The 17,959-nt window shown below is 63.3% G+C and carries 13 protein-coding genes; 6 read left to right on the top strand and 7 right to left on the bottom strand.

Annotated elements, in window-relative coordinates; genetic code table 11:
• Nucleotides 1-169: 169 nt before the first annotated feature.
• The 4 genes from gyrB to dnaA form a co-directional block, all read right to left on the bottom strand.
• Entirely contained in the window at nt 170-2,590 is a 2,421-nt protein-coding gene (gene gyrB, locus ACS8YF_RS03520; RefSeq protein ID WP_440848837.1) for a DNA topoisomerase (ATP-hydrolyzing) subunit B, read from the bottom strand.
• Nucleotides 2,591-2,638: 48 nt separating this feature from the next.
• A complete protein-coding gene (gene recF / locus ACS8YF_RS03515; protein WP_440848836.1) occupies nt 2,639-3,718 on the bottom strand; it encodes a DNA replication/repair protein RecF in 1,080 nt (359 codons plus the stop codon).
• Between the two features lie 18 nt (nt 3,719-3,736).
• On the bottom strand, nt 3,737-4,837 hold the full coding sequence (gene dnaN / locus ACS8YF_RS03510) for a DNA polymerase III subunit beta (RefSeq protein WP_440848835.1): 1,101 nt from the start codon (nt 4,835-4,837) through the stop codon (nt 3,737-3,739).
• A gap of 254 nt (nt 4,838-5,091) precedes the next feature.
• A complete protein-coding gene (gene dnaA / locus ACS8YF_RS03505) occupies nt 5,092-6,411 on the bottom strand; it encodes a chromosomal replication initiator protein DnaA (protein ID WP_440848950.1) in 1,320 nt (439 codons plus the stop codon).
• Between the two features lie 176 nt (nt 6,412-6,587).
• On the opposite strand from dnaA, the gene rpmH reads away from it, so the two are divergent.
• The 5 genes from rpmH (at nt 6,588) to ACS8YF_RS03480 (ending at nt 11,971) form a co-directional block, all read left to right on the top strand.
• Entirely contained in the window at nt 6,588-6,722 is a 135-nt protein-coding gene (gene rpmH, locus ACS8YF_RS03500; protein WP_037337617.1) for a 50S ribosomal protein L34, read from the top strand.
• A 3-nt stretch (nt 6,723-6,725) separates the two neighbouring features.
• A complete protein-coding gene (gene rnpA, locus ACS8YF_RS03495; protein WP_440848834.1) occupies nt 6,726-7,085 on the top strand; it encodes a ribonuclease P protein component in 360 nt (119 codons plus the stop codon).
• A 27-nt stretch (nt 7,086-7,112) separates the two neighbouring features.
• Nucleotides 7,113-8,864 carry a membrane protein insertase YidC gene (gene yidC / locus ACS8YF_RS03490; RefSeq protein WP_440848833.1) on the top strand — a complete coding sequence of 584 codons (1,752 nt, stop codon included), beginning with the start codon at nt 7,113-7,115 and terminating at the stop codon, nt 8,862-8,864.
• Between the two features lie 94 nt (nt 8,865-8,958).
• Nucleotides 8,959-10,320 (top strand): tRNA uridine-5-carboxymethylaminomethyl(34) synthesis GTPase MnmE, encoded by a 1,362-nt coding sequence (mnmE, locus tag ACS8YF_RS03485; RefSeq protein WP_440848832.1) that lies wholly within the window; start codon nt 8,959-8,961, stop codon nt 10,318-10,320.
• A 67-nt stretch (nt 10,321-10,387) separates the two neighbouring features.
• On the top strand, nt 10,388-11,971 hold the full coding sequence (locus tag ACS8YF_RS03480) for an FMN-binding glutamate synthase family protein (protein ID WP_440848831.1): 1,584 nt from the start codon (nt 10,388-10,390) through the stop codon (nt 11,969-11,971).
• On the opposite strand, the gene ACS8YF_RS03475 is transcribed toward ACS8YF_RS03480, so the two are convergent.
• From ACS8YF_RS03475 to ACS8YF_RS03465, 3 genes are all read right to left on the bottom strand, one after another.
• On the bottom strand, nt 11,929-12,783 hold the full coding sequence (locus ACS8YF_RS03475) for a glutaminyl-peptide cyclotransferase (protein ID WP_440848830.1): 855 nt from the start codon (nt 12,781-12,783) through the stop codon (nt 11,929-11,931). The genes ACS8YF_RS03480 and ACS8YF_RS03475 overlap by 43 nt on opposite strands.
• A 492-nt stretch (nt 12,784-13,275) precedes the next feature.
• A complete protein-coding gene (locus ACS8YF_RS03470) occupies nt 13,276-13,947 on the bottom strand; it encodes a gamma-glutamyl-gamma-aminobutyrate hydrolase family protein (RefSeq protein WP_440848829.1) in 672 nt (223 codons plus the stop codon).
• Nucleotides 13,944-14,948 carry an amidoligase family protein gene (locus tag ACS8YF_RS03465; RefSeq protein ID WP_440848828.1) on the bottom strand — a complete coding sequence of 335 codons (1,005 nt, stop codon included), beginning with the start codon at nt 14,946-14,948 and terminating at the stop codon, nt 13,944-13,946. Before ACS8YF_RS03465 ends, ACS8YF_RS03470 begins: the two co-directional genes overlap by 4 nt.
• 142 nt (nt 14,949-15,090) lie before the next feature.
• Here ACS8YF_RS03465 and aceE point away from each other — a divergent pair, with 142 nt between their 5' ends.
• Complete coding sequence (gene aceE, locus ACS8YF_RS03460) at nt 15,091-17,781, top strand: pyruvate dehydrogenase (acetyl-transferring), homodimeric type (protein WP_440848827.1); 2,691 nt, start codon at nt 15,091-15,093, stop codon at nt 17,779-17,781.
• Nucleotides 17,782-17,959 lie beyond the last annotated feature (178 nt).

Raw genomic sequence — 17,959 nt, 5'->3', positions numbered from 1 at the left:
GGTGCTGGCCGGAGCTGACGGCATTCGCCGCCTACAGGCGCCATGGCCCGCGCGCGCCGCCGGGCAAGCCGCTCGCCCCCCATGGTGGCACCGCCCATGAAAAAAGCCCTCAGCGGCAGCTGAGGGCTTTCAATGCGGACAGCCCCCCCCCTGCAGCGAGCACCGCGTATCAGACGTCCAGGTTCGAAACCATCAGCGCGTTGCGTTCGATGAACTCACGCCGCGGTTCCACGTGGTCGCCCATCAGGGTGGTGAAGATCTGATCCGCGCCAACGGCGTCGTCGATCTTGACCTGCATCAGGCGCCGGCTGTTCGGGTCCATCGTGGTTTCCCAGAGCTGGTCCGGGTTCATCTCCCCGAGCCCCTTGTAGCGCTGGACGTTCAGGCCCCGCTTGGCCTGTTCCAGCAGCCAGCGATAGGCCTCGTCGAAAGTCGACACCGTCTGTTCGCGTTCGCCGCGCGTGACATAGGCGCCTTCGCCCAGCAACTGCAGCAGCTCCTGGCCGAGTGCCGAGATCCGCTTGTATTCCGGGCTGGTAAAGAAGTCCTCGTGCCAGACGAAAATATGCGGAATACCATGGCTGTAACGCGTGACCTGCAGATGCAGGGGATGTTCGTCGTCGGCTGGCTGAATCCGCACCTCGTAGCGATGCCGCGGCTCGCCGCGCGCGTTGAGCCGCGCCTGGAGCGCATCCGCCCAGCCCTGCATCCAGGCCGCATCGGCGAACAGCGTCGGCGTGACGGGCTCCAGATAAGTCATTTCCGTGAGCGTGGCCGGGTCGTAGCGGCGCGTCAGCCGATCGATGTCTTCCAGCATGCGGGTGTAACGGTGCGCCAGATCGGACAGTGCGTCCTCGGCGATCGGCGGCGCGTCCGCACTCACGCGGAACTCGGCCTTGTTGAGCGCCAGGCGCAGCAGATAATTCGACAATTCCTTGTCGTCCTTGACGTAGTACTCCTGCTTGCCCGACTTCACCTTGTACAGCGGCGGCTGGGCGATATAGATATAGCCCGCCTCGATCAGTTCGAACATCTGTCGGTAGAAGAACGTCAGCAGCAAGGTGCGAATATGCGAGCCGTCGACGTCCGCATCGGTCATGATGATGATGCGGTGGTAGCGCAGCTTGCTCGGGTCGTATTCGTCACGCCCGATGCCGCAGCCCAGCGCGGTAATCAGCGTGCCGACTTCCGCCGAGGACAGCATCTTGTCGAAACGCGCCTTTTCCACGTTCAGGATCTTGCCCTTGAGCGGCAGAATGGCCTGATTGTGGCGATCCCGCCCCTGTTTGGCCGAGCCGCCGGCCGAATCGCCCTCGACCAGGAATAATTCGGATGCCGCGGGGTCTTTCTCCTGGCAATCCGCCAGCTTCCCGGGCAGGCCGGCGATGTCCAGAGCGCCCTTGCGGCGCGTCATGTCGCGCGCGCGGCGGGCGGCATCGCGCGCGCGGGCGGCATCGACCACCTTCGCCGCGATCAGCTTGGCTTCGCGTGGATTCTCCAGAAGGAAGTCACTGAGCTGCTCGCTGACCGATGATTCCACCGCTGCCCGCACCTCGGACGACACCAGCTTTTCCTTCGTTTGCGAGGAAAACTTCGGATCGGGCACCTTCACCGAAATAACCGCCGTGAGCCCCTCGCGGGCGTCATCGCCCGTTGGTGAAACCTTTTCCTTCTTGGCCAGCCCGGCGGACTCGATGTAACCATTGAGGCTACGGGTCAGCGCGCCACGAAAGCCGGCGAGATGCGTGCCGCCGTCGCGTTGGGGAATATTGTTCGTATAGCAGAACACGCTCTCCTGATAAGAGTCGTTCCACTGCATCGCGACTTCGACCACGATATCGTCGCGCTCGGTGCTGAAGTAGAACACGGTATCGTGAAGCTGCGTCTTGTTCTCGTTGAGGTTTTGAACGAAAGCGCGGATGCCACCTTCATATTCGAATACGACATCGCGTTCGCTGGCCTCCTCGACCAGGCGGATGCGAACACCCGAGTTCAGGAACGACAGTTCCCGCAGCCGCTTGGCCAGAATGTCGTAGTTGAAGGTGATATTCGTGAACACCTCCGGGCTCGGGTGGAAATGGATCGACGTGCCGGTGGTATCGGTCTCGCCGAGCGCTGCGAGCTCGTCCATGGGTTCGCCCATGCTGTAAGTCTGGCGATATCGATGCCCGTCGCGGTGGATATTGAGCTCGAGCTGGTCCGACAGCGCGTTCACCACCGATACGCCGACACCGTGAAGACCGCCTGACACCTTGTAGGAATTCGCGTCGAACTTCCCACCGGCGTGCAGTACCGTCATGATGACTTCGGCGGCCGGCTTGCCCTCGCCCTCGTGCATATCGACGGGAATACCGCGTCCATCATCGGATACCGTAATGCTCTGGTCCCGGTGAATGGTGACCAGAATTTCCTTGCAGTAGCCGGCGAGGGCCTCGTCAATGGCATTGTCGACGACTTCGAACACCATATGATGCAGTCCGGTGCCGTCATCGGTGTCGCCGATGTACATGCCCGGACGTTTGCGCACAGCTTCGAGCCCCTTCAGGACCTTGATACTGCTGGAGTTGTAATCGCCGTTGGAATCAGCCATCGAATCAACCCGAGGGTTAGAAATAAACACTTGATTTTAGCACGCCTGTCATGCTGGCGGCGGCATGATGTGTCCGTGTTCCACGTGAAACATTCGCGCGGGTCGCAATGTCTCCGGAATCAGCTCGGCACTGAGGAATGTGACAAAACATTGGACGCCTAATCGCGCGACTTCGGCGGCCAAGGCGTCGCGATAGCGTGCCCCCAGCTCTGCCGCCATGTCGTCGAGCAGGAGCACGGGTTCAATACCGCGCGTCGACTGAAGAATATCCGCCTGGGCCAGCAACAGTCCTGCTGTCAACAGTTTCTGTTGTCCGCGCGATACCCAGTCGCGCGCATTCATGGCGGCAATCGATATGCGAATGTCGGCACGATGCGGCCCCTGTTGCGTGAACCCGGCACGCAGGTCCTGTTCCAGGCTATCGATGAGAGCATTGCCAAAGCTGCGATCACCACGCCAGCCCGGATGGTAGGCGAACGTAATGTCCTGGTTTCCGAATAAGTTGCGTGTGGTCTCGGGGAGGCGCTGCTTGACATGCTCAAGATACTGTCGTCGACAGGCATCGATGATTTCCCCTTGCTGCACCAGCTCGGGGTCCCAGGCGACTACCTGGTGTTTCGGCTGACGCGCCCGCAATGCGCGATTGCGCTGCTTCAGCGCCCGACGGTATCGCCGCCACGCCGGGAAAAAAGCGTGTTCCACGTGAAACACGCCCCAGTCGAGGAAGTGTCGCCGGTATTTGGGGCCATGCTCGAGCAGGCGATGCAGATTGGGATCGATGTGCTGCAACGGCAGAACGTTGATTAGGTCGAAGCGACGTGTCTCCGCCTGATCGTCGAGTTTGATCCGGTGCATTGAGCGCGAGGCATGACAACCAATTCGATGACGACTGCCCTGCCTGTCGGTCAGACGCGTACGAACGGTCAGCGCCTCGCTGTCGTGTCGAACCGCCTGGCCGAGCCGCGCTTGGCGGAACGATTCGCCGCGGCCGAGTATATAGATGGCTTCCAGAAAGCTTGTCTTTCCCGAGGCATTATCGCCGACGATGCAATTGATCCCCGGCGATACATCGATATCGCAGCGCTCGATACAACGGAAGTTCTCGATATGGAGCGACTCTAGCCGCACACGGTAGTCCCGCGCTCGCTACAACCGCATCGGCATGACAACGTACCGGCTCCGGTCGTCGCCAACCGCCTGCAACAGCCCGCTGCTGTCCGGTCCGGACAACGACAACCGGAATTCATCGGCCTGCATGGCCCCGAGCGCATCCAGTAAATAGCTTACGTTGAAGCCGATTTCCATGGGCTCGTGATCGTAGCTGACTTCGATCTCGTCTTCGGCTTCTTCGCGTTCGACGTTCTGTGCCTGCAACTTCAGCGTGTGTTGTGACAGAGACAGGCGCACGCCGCCGAATTTCTCGTTCGACAGAATCGCGGTACGCGACAGCGCCTGGCGGATAGTATCCCGATTCGCGAGCATCTCGCGCTCGGGGTTATCCGGGATGACGCGTTCGTAGTCGGGGAACCGGCCGTCGATCAGCTTGGTGGTGAAGTTGAGACCCGGCAGCTGCAGGCGCAGATGTTTGTTCGACAACCACAAGGTGATTTCGGCTTCACTGTGGCCCAGTAGTCGAACCAGCTCGGTGATGGCCTTGCGTGGAACGATTGCCTGTTGGACCTCCTCGATATCGAGATCGATGGGCGATTCGCTCATCGCCAGTCGATGCCCGTCGGTAGCGACACAGCGCACATGGTCGTGACGAAGTGCCAACAGGAGACCGTTGAGATAGTAACGAACGTCCTGGTGAGCCATCGCGAAATGGGTGCGATCCAATAACTGCTTGAGCATGCTTTCCGGCAGGTTGATGGCCTGGCCGGATTCGACTTCATCGAGATGCGGCCAATCCTGTGCCGACAGGCTGGACAATGTGAAACGTGATCGTCCCGACTGGATACGCGTTTGATTGGCCTCCTGCCGGCAGGTGATTTCAGCCTCTTCCGGCAGCCCTCGGCAGATGTCGAGCAACTTTCGGGCGGGCACCGCGAGTTTACCGGGTTCCTCGATCACCGCCGGGCACTGGGTAACCAGTTCCAGCTCGAGATCGGTCGCCGTGATCTTGAGCTGGTTGTTGTCGCCCTGTATCAGGACGTTCGACAGGATCGGCATGGTCTGTCTTCGTTCTACCACACCGATGACGGTCTGTAGCGCGGACAGAATATCTCTGCGTTGGACTGAGAACTGCATGGCTGGGGTCTCCGAACGGTCTCCGCCTTGTTGTCTTAAGCACTTAAAGAAAAGTTAGTAGTAGTCACAACAGTTGCAGCAATTTTCTGTTGATAACTCTATTTTTCTTTATATTTCAACGCGTTAATTTGATTCAAATGCTGTTGCGAATAGCGTGGTGAAGTTGTGGCTGGCCTGTGGATTCATTGTGTGTGGTTTGACGCGCCAGGGTTCGAATCGAACCGAGGCTGCGGTTATGCACCACTTATGCACAGCTAACTGGTGAGAATCCGGCTGAGGTTGACGTAGTCTTCATCCATCCGGGTATCGGTTTCGCGCAGTTCCTTGACCTTGCGACAGGCGTGAAGCACCGTCGTATGATCGCGTCCGCCGAAGCCTTGCCCGATTTCCGGGAGGCTGTGATTGGTAAGCTCCTTGGCCAGTGCCATGGCGAGCTGGCGAGGGCGTGCGATAGACCGCGTGCGTTTCTTGCCCAGCAGATCTGCGAGCCGGATCTTGAAGTACTCGGCGACGGTTTTCTGTATGTTCTCCAGCGTGACCAGACGGTCGTACACTGCGAGCATGTCGTAGAGGGCCTGTTTGGCGAAGTCGACGCTGATCGGCGCCCCGGTGATCTGGGCGGATGCCTTCAATCGATGCAGGGCACCTTCCAGGTCGCGCACGTTCGAACGCACACGCTTGGCGATGAAGAACGCGACCTCCTGCGGCAGTTCCACGTTGTGCGCCTCGGCCTTGGACAGCAGGATGGCAACGCGGGTCTCGAGTTCGGGCGGTTCGACGGCAACCGACAGCCCCCAGGAAAAGCGTGACTTGAGTCGATCCTCGAGTCCTTCGACTTCCTTGGGGAACCGGTCGCAGGTGATCACGATGCGCTGGTTCGCCTCGAGCAGGGAGTTGAACGTGTGGAAGAACTCCTCCTGCGACCGGTCCTTGTTCGCGAAGAACTGGATATCGTCGATCAGCAGTGCCTCGAGCGTGCGGTAGTGCTCCTTGAACTGATCCATCCGGTTATGGCGGATCGCCGTGATCATTTCGTTGACGAAATGCTCGGAGCGGACGTACGCGATCCGGGCCCGCGGGTTGTTGGCCAGCAGCCGATGACCGACGCTCTGCATCAGGTGCGTCTTGCCCAAGCCCACGCCGCCGTAGATCAGCAGCGGGTTGTAGGCCATGTTCTCCGGCTCGGCGGCCTGTTCGGCCGCGGCCCGGGCGATCTGGTTGGATTTGCCCTGAACGAACGACTCGAAGGTATAGCGTGGATCGAGATTATGGCGTTTGGTATCGGTCAGGGTCGGCGCTTCATCGACCTCCGCCGCGTGGCTGCGTCGGCCGCCGCCCACCAGAACCCGGATCCGGCGCGGTTGCTCTCCAAGCTCGCTCAGTGCATTGGCGATGGGGGCCCGCAGCTCGCGCTCGACCTGATCCCGCACGACCTCATTGGGCGCCATGAGGTCCAGTCCGTCATCGCCGAAATGAGCCTCGAGCGGGCGCAGCCAGAGATTGACGTCTTTTTCGGGAAGTCGCGTCTCGATGTGGCTCAGACAACGCTGCCAGAGGGTATTCGCCAACTCGATCGCTCCATTGCGGCAAAACACGGCGTAACCCGCCGAGCTCGACGGCCCGACAAGATAACCCACTGACCACAACTTATCCACAGTGTTATGCCACCTTGCAAGCGAGCGCGGACGGGACTAGAATCCCGCGCTCTTTTCCTTGCAATGCGCCGACGCAGGCGCGAGCCGAGTCCGTTATGAAACGCACCTTTCAACCCAGCAATCTGCGTCGCAAGCGTACGCACGGTTTTCGTGCCCGTATGGCGACCAAAAACGGCCGTCGCGTTCTGGCCGCTCGTCGTGCCAAGGGGCGCAAGCGCCTGACGCCGTAACTCGTGGACGCGCGGCAGGCGACGTTTCCCCGCGCGCTGCGCCTGCTTCGACCGTCGCAGTACACGGCCGTGTTTGCGCGCGGCGAGAAGTTCGTCTGCGACGGCTTCGTGGTGATCGCCGCAAACAATGGCGAAGCGCATGCCCGGCTCGGGCTGGCACTCGCCAAGCGGCGCATCCGCCGTGCCGTGGATCGCAATCGCGTCAAACGGGTCGTCCGCGAGTCTTTCCGTCATGTGCGCCCCGATCTGCCGGCGACTGATATTGTCGTGCTCGCCCGCAGTCGCACGGCGACCATCGACAACGCATCGCTGACCGCGCAGCTGACCCGGATCTGGCAGCGGCTCGCGCGGAGCGCGCAATAGAGCCAACGTCAGGGATACACGCCTCGCATGGACAACATTCGCTTCGGGCTGCTGTGTGCGGCCGCCGTCATCTGCTTCTTTTTGTATCAGGCGTGGCAGGCGGATTATGCGCCCGCCGGCCATGGCCAAACCGCGCAACACACCAGCCAGCAGACCGGGGCCAACGCCAATAATGGCGCCGACGTGCCGGATATCGGTGCGCCGTCCAGCCAGGGCTCGAGCACGGCCAGCAACGGCGGCAGTGGCACGCCGGGGCCTGCTCATGCCGCGCCGGGTTCGGAGCCGACCCCGGTGTCCGATTCCGGACAGCAGGTGCATGTGGTCACCGACAAGCTCGATGTGACCATCAATACCCACGGCGGCGACCTGCGCCAGGTGGCGTTGCGGGGGGTGCCGCTGTCGGACAAGCATCCGAATACCAATCTGCGTCTGATCAACGACTCGCTGCCGGATTTCTTCATCGAGCAGAGCGGGCTGATCTCGCAGGGCGGCGACGCGCCGAACCACAACACGACCTATCAATCGGCGAAGAACGAATATCATCTGGCCAAGGGCCAGGACACGCTGCGCGTGCCGCTGACCTGGACCGACAATAACGGTCACAAGGTCACCAAGATCTATGTCTTCCACCGCGGCAGTTACAAGATCGGGCTGGATCACAAGGTCGAGAACAAGTCGGCCAAGCCCTGGCAGTTGTCGCAGTACGTGCGCTACTGGCGCGCGCCGCATGAAAACACCGGTGACGTGCCGTTCTCGCACGCCTTCTTCGGGGTCGGCTGGTATCAGCACAAGAGCGGCAACGACTTTGCCTACCAGCAGCGCGGCCGCGGCGATCTGGCATCGAACAAGCTGTCACTGCATCAGCAGGGCGGCTGGATCGCGATGGTTCAGCACTACTTCATCGGCGCGGTCATTCCGCCGTCCGATGCCAAGGTTCGCCTGTTTGCCCGGCCCAAGTCCGTGCAGGGCGCCTCCGGTGGTTACGCCGCCGGTTTCGTTGGCCAGCAGCGCAGCGTCGCGCCGCACAGCGCGAGCGAGTTCAAGTCCACGCTGTTCGTCGGCCCGAAATACCAGGACCAGCTCGACGCAGTCGCGCCCGGCCTGGGCCTGACGGTGGACTACGGCTGGTTCTCGGTGCTGGCGCGTCCGATCTTCTGGGTGCTGGATCACCTGCACTCGATCGTCGGCAACTGGGGCGTAGCCATCATCCTGTTGACCTTCCTGATCAAGGCGCTGTTCTACAAGCTTTCCGAGATCCAGTTCCGCGGCATGGCGCGCATGCGCAAGTTCCAGCCGCGCATGCAAAAGCTCAAGGAGCAGTACGGCGACGACAAGCAGGAACTGCAGAAACGGATGATGGAGCTCTACAAGAAAGAGGGCTTCAATCCGATGGCCGGCTGTTGGCCGCTGCTGGTGCAGATGCCGGTGTTCATCTCGCTGTACTGGGTGCTGCGCGAGTCGGTGGAACTGCGCCACGCGCCGTTCGTGCTGTGGATCCACGATCTGTCGGCGCCGGACCCCTACTTCATCCTGCCGATCATCTTCGGCCTGGTGATGTTCGCGCAGCAGAAGCTCAACGCCAATGTGGCGATGGACCCGATGCAGCAGCGGATCATGCAGATCATGCCCATCGGCATGGCGGTGTTCTTCTGCTTCTTCCCGGCCGGCCTGGTGCTGTACTGGTGCACCAACAGCCTGCTGACCATCGCTCAGCAGTGGTACATCTACCGCAAGCTGGATACCGAGGGCCTGCATCGGGACGCGCCCAGCAAGAGCTGACCGCGGGGTCTGGGGCGTGTTGAGGTTTCGGGCGAGCATCGCGTTGGCGTCCGCGAATCGTGCCCGGCAAGGCGTGAGTCGCCGCACGCCCTAGATGAACGGCGCCGCAACCAACGACACCATCGCCGCGCTGGCGAGCGCCGTCGGCCAGGCCGGCGTGGCGGTGGTGCGGGTCTCCGGGCCCGATGTGCCACGAATCGCGCGTTGCCTGATCGGCCGGCTGCCGGAAGCGCGCCGGGCCGTTCTGGCGCGGTTCACGGACGCCGCCGGACAAACCATTGATCAGGGCGTGGCGCTGTATTTCGCCGCTCCGGCCTCGTTCACCGGCGAACACGTGCTCGAGCTGCAGGGCCACGGCAGCCCGGTTCTGGTCGATGAATTGCTGGCCCGGCTGGTGGCGCTGGGCGCGCGGCTCGCCGGCCCGGGCGAGTTCTCCCAGCGCGCCTTTCTCAACGACAAGCTCAGCCTGGATCAGGCCGAGGCGATCGCGGACGCCATCGCCGCCGGCAGCCGGGTCTCGGCGCGCGCGGCGATTCGTTCGCTGGAGGGCGCTTTCGCCCGCGAGATCGAGGCGTTGGTCGAGGCGCTCATCCGGCTGCGGGTCTATACCGAGGCGGCCATCGACTTCCCGGACGAGGACGACGTCGATTTTCTCGGCGACGGCGCGATCGAACGCTGGCTGGCCGCGATCACCGACGACCTCGCGGCCCTGCGCGCCCGGGCGGTTCAGGGCGCGGGATTTCGCGACGGGTTGCGGTTGGTCATCCTCGGCCGGCCGAACGTGGGCAAGTCGAGCCTGCTCAACCGGCTCGCCCGGCGCGAAACCGCCATCGTGACCGAAATCGCCGGCACCACGCGCGACGTGCTGCACGAGCAGCTTTCGATCGACGGCCTGCCGCTGACCCTGGTCGACACCGCCGGCCTGCGCGAGACCGACGATCCGGTCGAGGCCGAGGGCGTGCGCCGGGCGCGGGCGGAAATCGCGGCTGCGGATCGCGTGCTGCTGGTGATCGACGATCAGGCCGGGCTGACGCTCGCCGATCGTGCCTTGCTCGACGAGATCCCGGCCGAGATGGGCGTGACCGTGGTGGCCAACAAGATAGATCGTTCGGGCGCGCCGGCCGGGGCGGCGAACATCGCCGATCGCGCGGGCGTGCGCGTGGCGGCGATCGATGGCCGTGGTTTCGACGCGCTGGCGGCGCATCTGAAGTCGCTGGTCGGCATCGAAGGCGATGCCGAGCCGGCGTTCGTGGCCCGGCGCCGGCATCTGGCCGCGCTCGATCGTGCCGCCGCGGCTCTGGCTGTGGGTCGCGAGCGGCTGGTGGTTGATGTGGCGGGCGATTTGCTGGCCGAAGAGCTTCGTCTGGCCCAGGCGGCGCTGGGCGAAATCACCGGCCAGGTCAGCAGCGACGATCTGCTCGGCGAAATCTTCTCCAGCTTCTGCATCGGTAAATAAACGGTTTTAGCGCCCCCCGGCGCGGGTGCATAGTGCGTGAATCGTTCAGCTCAGCCGTTATTTGCCCATGCTAGGACATCCCCGCGCTCTGTATTTGATCTATCTGCTGTTCACCGTAGCGGTTACCGCGGTGCTCGCGATTTTCGCGCCGGCGTGGTTATGGATCGCGGCGATCCTGGTGGCGCTGGCGATTCTCGGCGCCATGGATCTGCGCTCGGATCACAACGTGTTGCGCAATTTCCCGATCGTCGGGCATCTGCGCTACATGATGGAATTCCTGCGGCCCGAGCTGCGCCAGTATTTCTTCGAATCCGAGACCAGCGGACGGCCATTCAATCGCGAGCAACGTGAAGTCATCTACAAGCGCGCGCGAGGCGAACCCGATACCTCGCCCTTCGGCACCATGCGCGACTTCGAGGATGCCGGCTTTTCGTTCTCGCAGCACTCGATGGCGCCCAAAACGCTGGACGACGAGCACGCGCGTATCACGATCGGCAACAGCCAGTGTTCCCAGCCCTACAGCTCCTCGCGCCTGAATATCTCGGCAATGAGTTTTGGTTCCCTGTCGGGCAACGCCGTGGGCGCGATGAACCGCGGCGCCAAGCTCGGCAATTTCGCCCAGGATACCGGCGAGGGCGCGATCAGTGACTATCATCGCGAATACGGGGGCGATCTGATCTGGGAGATCGCCTCGGCTTATTTCGGCTGCCGGCACAAGGACGGATCGTTCAATGCCGACGAGTTCGCCGAGAAGGCGAACACCGAGCAGGTCAAGATGATCGAGATCAAGATCTCGCAGGGCGCCAAGCCGGCTCACGGCGGCTTGCTGCCGGGCAAGAAGGTCACCGCCGAGATCGCGCGTGTCCGTGATATCGAGCAGGGCCAGGACTGCCAGTCGCCCGCCACCCATCCCGAGTTCGACACGCCCCGGGGCCTGCTCGAGTTCATGCAGACGCTGCGCGAGCTCACCCACGGCAAGCCGGTGGGCTTCAAGCTGTGTCTGGGTCATCAGCACGAGTTCATGGGCATCTGCAAGGCCATGCTCGAAACCGGCATCACGCCGGATTTCATCACCGTCGATGGCGCCGAGGGCGGGACCGGCGCGGCGCCCACCGAGTTCGAGGACTTCATCGGCACCTACATCAACGAGGCGCTGCCGATTGTGAACAATTGCCTGCGCGGCATCGGCTTGCGCGACGACATCGTCGTCATCGCCAGCGGCAAGGTGGCCATGGGCTACGACATGGTGGTCAAGCTCGCGCTCGGTGCCGACATGTGCAATGCGGCGCGCGGCTTCATGTTCTCGACCGGCTGCATCCAGTCGCGGCGCTGCCATACCGATACCTGTCCGACCGGCGTCGCCACCCAGGATCCGCGCCGCGCGAAGGCGCTGGATGTGATGGGCAAGTCGCTGCAGGTGCGCAACTTCCATGATGCGACGATCAAGTCGTTCATGGACATTACCGGGGCGCTAGGGGTTGCATCGCCGGCAGAGCTCGCGCCGATCCATGTTTATCACCGGCCGGGATACGGTCCGGCCGAGACCTACGAGCAGATGCATCCGACGGTCGCCCCGGGCGATTTCCTCAACGACCGGATTCCCGACGCCTACCGGCGCGACTGGCAGCGCGCCCGTGCCGATGCATTCTGATCCGCTGCCTCCGGCGCCGGCGGTCGGGCGATCCGGAACAGCACGGGCCAGTACTTGCCGGTGATATAGACGCGGTCCGGGCCGGCGTCGTAGGCAATGCCGTTGAGCACGTCCGCCGAGTCCGGCATGGCGTCGGCAAGCGCCGATGCGTCGATCCGGTCGACCACATGCCCGTCGACCGGGTCGATGCGCACGATATCGTCAGTAAGCCAGACGTTGGCCCAGATCAGCCCGTCGATCGTCTCCAGTTCGTTGAGATGCATGACCGGCCGGCCGTGCTCGGTCACGAGCAGGCGGCGCCGGACGCTGAAATCCGAAGGGTCGACGAACCGCAGTATGGCAGAGCCGTTGCTCATCACCAGTTGCCCGCCGCAGCGCGTCAGCCCCCAGCCCTGGCCGGCGTAGCGAAACCGCCCGATCGGGCGAAGCGTGTCCGCGTCGTAGATGAAGCCGGTGCCGGACTTCCAGGTCAGCTGATACAGCCGGTCGTCGAACCTGGCCAGGCCTTCGCCGAAATATCGATCGGGAAGCGCGTGCCGGGCGAGAATCCGGCCACTGGCCAGATCCACGCGACGGACCTCTGAATGGCCGTAATCGCCCGTGCTCTCGTAGAGTGCCCCGCGGCTGATCAGCAGGCCTTCCGTGAAGGCGGAGGGATCATGCGGCAGTCGCGCCAGCGGCCGCGCCGTCTCGATCGGCGGCGGGCCCGCATGCCCGGCCGCCGAAAACAACGCCAGGAGCGCAGCGGCGATTGCCGCCGTCGACCGTCGCGTCCGCCTCGAAAAACCCGTTATGACGGGAGCTTGGGCCATGGAACAAGCCGGTCCGCCGATGTTATGAAACCGCATGAGCGAGCCATCCGGGGCGGCCGTGGTCGACCCGGCGAGCCGCGCCTGAACCGATATGGCCGTGCTCGTCGTTGGTCTGGCCCGCTTTGGGCGCCGGCCTGTCGCTGGGTTTTGCATTCGCTATGCCGGTGATTATTGCTGTGTTAGCGATACGGTGCGCCTGGAGTGGGCGTGCTGATTCGCGTGATCTTCCCGATCGGGTTCGCCCGTCTTTTCACACATCATCGCCGGTTCCGTGGCCGGGTGCTCTTCTCTGGGTTACTTGTCTTGAGCAAGCAAGAGAAGTGACTCGCGCTGCAGCGCGAAACCGGAGGTCGGCGAAGACGCCCGGGGCGGGGCTTTCCGCGCGCCTGTTCGGCGTTGCCAGCCCAGTGCACTGCTGACCCATATCTACAGCTGCTGGAACGCTCGGGACCCGCAGGACGCAATGGCCCCGTAATCCGCGAAGCGCCTTTTTCATGAACGCCGTTGGCGCGCTGCCGTAACGAGGGCGGTGAACAGCCGCCGCGAAGCCCGGCGATAAATCAGATATTCCGGGTGCCACTGAACACCCAGAACGGGGGCGCCGGCACGATCCTCGATCGCTTGCACGAAGCCGTCGGCGTCGCGCGCGGCAATCAAAAGCCCCTGGCCGAGGCGGGCCACGGCCTGATGATGCAGGCCGTTCACACGCAGGCTTGAGACCCCCAGCACCCGCGCCAGACGGCTGGCCGAGCGAATCGCGATCGGCTTGCAGGGCAGCGGGTTCACCCGCGCCGAGGTGGCCCGGCGCCGTGCGGTGATATCGGCGTGCAGGCTGCCGCCGGCGGCGACGTTGAGCAGCTGTGCGCCGCGGCAGATGCCGAGAATCGGTCGATACGCGGCGCGCGCGTTCCGGATCGCCTCCAGCTCGAACGCATCGCGCACTCGATCCGTGCCCCGATCGGTCTCGACAGCCGCGGCGTACCAGTCGGTCGCGATATCGTCACCGCCGCCGATCACGATGCCATCGATCCGGGCCGGCCAGGGGCGGTTCGGCGTGGCGCGCACCGGCCGGCCGCCCGCCAGCACGATCGCAAGGCCCGCACACCACCAGCCCGGCGCCCATCGCCTGGCCTTGCCGGTTACGGCGATCCGCGGCCGGCTCATGGCAGGGTGCGCTCGAACTGTTCGCGCCAGCGACCGAAGGGATCGCCGAGCGGCGCATCCAGGGTCGCGCAGTAGTCGGCGCACACTGCGCCGAGCCGCTCGCGATCGGCCGCCAGTTCCTCGATCACCCACCAGTGGTTCCACGCCGGATGCAGATCCCAGCCGGGCTTTTCGATCTCGCAGTTCGGCAGCCGATAGTGCAGCGTCGGCCGGGCCTTGACCAGCGCGTCGCCGATCACCGCATCCACGCGCTCGGCGTCCAGCCAGGCGAACAGCGGCAGCATGTCCAGCGCCCGGTTGCGGCTGGCGTTGACAGCCAGATAATCATCGATCAGCGTGGCGAGGTCCGGCGCATAGTCCGCGTCACAGATGCGCCGGGCATAGGCGCGATCGTAGGGCTGGATGTAGGGAAACACGCGCCGACTGATATCGATCTCGCTGACCCCTTTGAGCCAGTCGAAGGCGACGACGAACGCGCGCATGTAGTCCAGCAGCGTCGCCGCATCGGTGTCCGGCACTTCGATATTGAAGTGCAGGCCGAAGGCATAGATCGCGGATACGTTCGTGCCGCGCGCGCCGGCCGCGCGCAGATCCGCAATCAGCGGATGCAGTTCGTGTACCCGGTCGAGCGCGATCGGCGGCGCCACGATCTCCATGGGCACTACGTGCTTGGCCACCGCGCCCAGCAGGTCGTCGGACAGCTGCGCGATCTCGTCCCAGAAGCCCGAGCCGGCGTCCTGACGGCCACGCGCCTTGAGGTAGGCATAGTCCAGTTCGGCCGTGAAATCGCCGAACGCGGTGTCGGCCACGGTGTATTCATACGCGCTATGCGGTACGATTCGACCGCCAAGCACGGCCTGTATTCGCATCGCCATGCGCTCGATCGCCAGGCCGGTTAATTCAAGTTCCACGCCGATCCGGCGCCCGACATGCGCTTGCGTATGGCGCCGCGAAGGCTGTTTCAACGGTGTGTTGGCCGTATCGGCGAGAGTCAGGCTCATGGGATCGTGCGATGCAACATATTCAATACAGCGTTGAATATGCCAAGCCCGGTCCGGCACGGCTAGTTGTCGCTATTCCGAGTGCGGGCGTAATATTTGCTCGCAACAGACCCACTTAAATGCTTTGTCGAAGGAGCATGGTATGGCTCAAGCGAGCGCCCACCCCGAGCATGTGGATGACGGCTCCGACGTCGATCCCCAGGAATCTGCGGAATGGCGCGATGCGCTTGACGCGGTCATAGAATACGAAGGCCCCGAGCGCGCGCATTTTCTGCTGGAGATGCTCATCGAGCGCTCCCGCCGCTCCGGTGCCCAGATCCCCTATTCGCCGAACACGGCGTATGTGAACACCATCCCGCCGCACATGGAGGCCGCCTCGCCCGGCGACCCGGCCATCGAGTGGCGGATCCGTTCCTACATCCGCTGGAACGCGATGGCCATGGTGGTCCAGGCCAACCGGCACCACGCCGGCGTGGGCGGCCACATCGCCAGCTTCGCCTCGGCGGCCACGCTGTATGAAGTGGGCTTCAACCACTTCTTCCACGCCCCGAGCGAAGAACACGGCGGCGACCTGGTCTTCTTCCAGGGCCATTCCGCGCCGGGCTTCTACGCGCGCTCGTACCTGGAAGGCCGGCTGACCGAAGACCAGCTCTACAACTTCCGCGCCGAATCCACCGGCAAGGGGCTGTCGAGCTATCCGCACGCCTGGCTCATGCCGGACTACTGGCAGTTTGCCACGGTGTCGATGGGTATCGGTCCCATCAATGCGATCTACCAGGCGCGCTTCATGCGTTACATGGAGCATCGCGGCATCGAGAAGACCGAAGGCCGCCATGTCTGGTGTTTCTGCGGCGACGGCGAGATGGACGAACCCGAGTCCAAGGGCGCCATTGGCATGGCGGCGCGCGAGAACCTCGACAACCTTATCTTTGTGGTCAACTGCAACCTGCAGCGCCTCGACGGCCCCGTGCGCGGCGACTCCAAGATCGTCGACGAACTGGAAGGGTTCTTCCGCGGTGCCGGCTGGAACGTCATCAAGGTCCTGTGGGGCTCGCTCTGGGACGGCCTGCTGGCCCAGGACCACGAAGGCAAGCTCGTCGAGCTGATGAACAACACGGTCGACGGCGAATACCAGGCCTACAAGGCCCGCGGCGGCAAGTACACACGCGATGAGTTCTTCGGCAAGTACGAGGAGACCAAGAAAATGGTCGCCTCCATGTCCGACGAAGACATCGGCCGGCTCAACCGCGGTGGCCACGATCCGCACAAGGTTTATGCTGCCTACCACCAGGCGGTGAACCAGGACAACGGCAAGCCGACGGTCATCCTGGCCAAGACGGTCAAGGGCTACGGCATGGGCGAGGCTGGCGAAGGCCAGAACATTACCCATCAGCAGAAGAAGATGGCCGAGGAGGCGCTCAAGGAGTTCCGCGATCGTTTCGAGATCCCGATCTCGGACGACAAGATCGCCGATGCGCCCTTCTACAAGCCCGACGACGACTCCGAGGAGATCAAGTATCTCCACGCGCGCCGCAAGGAACTCGGCGGCTACCTGCCGCAGCGTCGCACCGAGGGCGACAAGCTCCAGATTCCCGAATTGTCTGCCTTCGACAAGCTGCTCCAGGGCTCGGGCGATCGCGAGATGGCCACCACCATGGTCTTTACGCGCATCCTGCAGATCCTGACCCGCGACAAGAACATCAAGGACCGCGTCGTCCCGATCATTCCGGACGAAGCGCGGACCTTCGGCATGGAAGGCATGTTCCGCTCGCTCGGCATCTACTCGCCGGTCGGCCAGCTGTTCACGCCGGAAGACTCCGATCAGCTTGCCTTCTACAAGGAAGCCAAGGACGGCCAGATCCTCGAAGAAGGCATCACCGAGGCGGGCGCGATCTCGTCCTGGATGGCGGCGGCCACGTCGTACTCGAATCACGGCAAGACGATGATCCCGTTCTATGCCTTCTATTCGATGTTCGGTTTCCAGCGCGTCGGCGACTTCTGCTGGGCCGCCGGCGACATGCGCGCCCGCGGCTTCATGATGGCCGGCACCGCCGGACGCACCACCATCAACGGCGAAGGCCTGCAGCATCAGGACGGCCATTCGCACGTCATGTTCGAGTGCGTACCCAACGCCAAATCCTACGACCCGACCTTCTCCTACGAGATGGCGGTGATCATCCACCGGGGTCTGGTGGAAATGTACGAAGAAGGCCGCGACGTCTACTACTACCTGACGATGATGAACGAGAACTACAGCCACCCGGCGATGCCGGAAGGCGTGGAAGACGACATCATCGCCGGCATGTACAAATTCTCCGAGTCGGGCACCGACAAGGACAAGCAGGTCAACCTGCTGGGCTGCGGCACCATTCTTCGGGAAGCGATCGCCGCCGCCGAAATGCTGGAAGAGGAATACGACGTCGGCGCCACCGTGTGGAGCGCGCCGAGCTTCCCCGAGCTCAAGCGCGAAGGCGCCTCGGTCGAGCGCTGGAACATGCTGCATCCGGAACAGGAGCCGAAGCAGAGCTTCGTGGCCCGCAAGTTCGCCGACGCCAAGGGCCCGGCGATCGCGGCCACCGACTATGTCCGTGCCCTGCCGGAGATGATCCGGCCGTACATGCCGGTGGCTTATCACACCCTCGGCACCGACGGCTTCGGCCGCTCGGATACGCGCGAGGCGCTGCGCGAATTCTTCGAGGTCGATCGTCGCTGGATCACGGTCTGCGCGCTGAAGGCGCTGGCTGACGAAGGTAAGGTGGAACGCAAGGTCGTGGCCGACGCCATCAACAAGTACGGTATCGATCCGGAAAAGCCGGAACCGCTGACGCATTGATCCGCGCGTATCGCGAGGGGTAGAAAGAACCAACCGAGACAAGACGACCGGATGTTTCACATGAAACATCCGACTCGTCCAGCCAAGGAAACGCTTTATGGCGGCGCAGGAAATCAAGGTCCCGGATATCGGCGATTTCGACTCGGTCGAAGTCATCGAAGTGCTGGTCTCCGCGGGC

Origin of the sequence: Salinisphaera sp. SWV1 (assembly GCF_052044155.1) — a bacterium.
Lineage (GTDB): Bacteria > Pseudomonadota > Gammaproteobacteria > Nevskiales > Salinisphaeraceae > Salinisphaera.
Note: the sequence above shows the minus strand (reverse complement) of the source record. Positions and strands in the feature narration are given on the sequence as shown.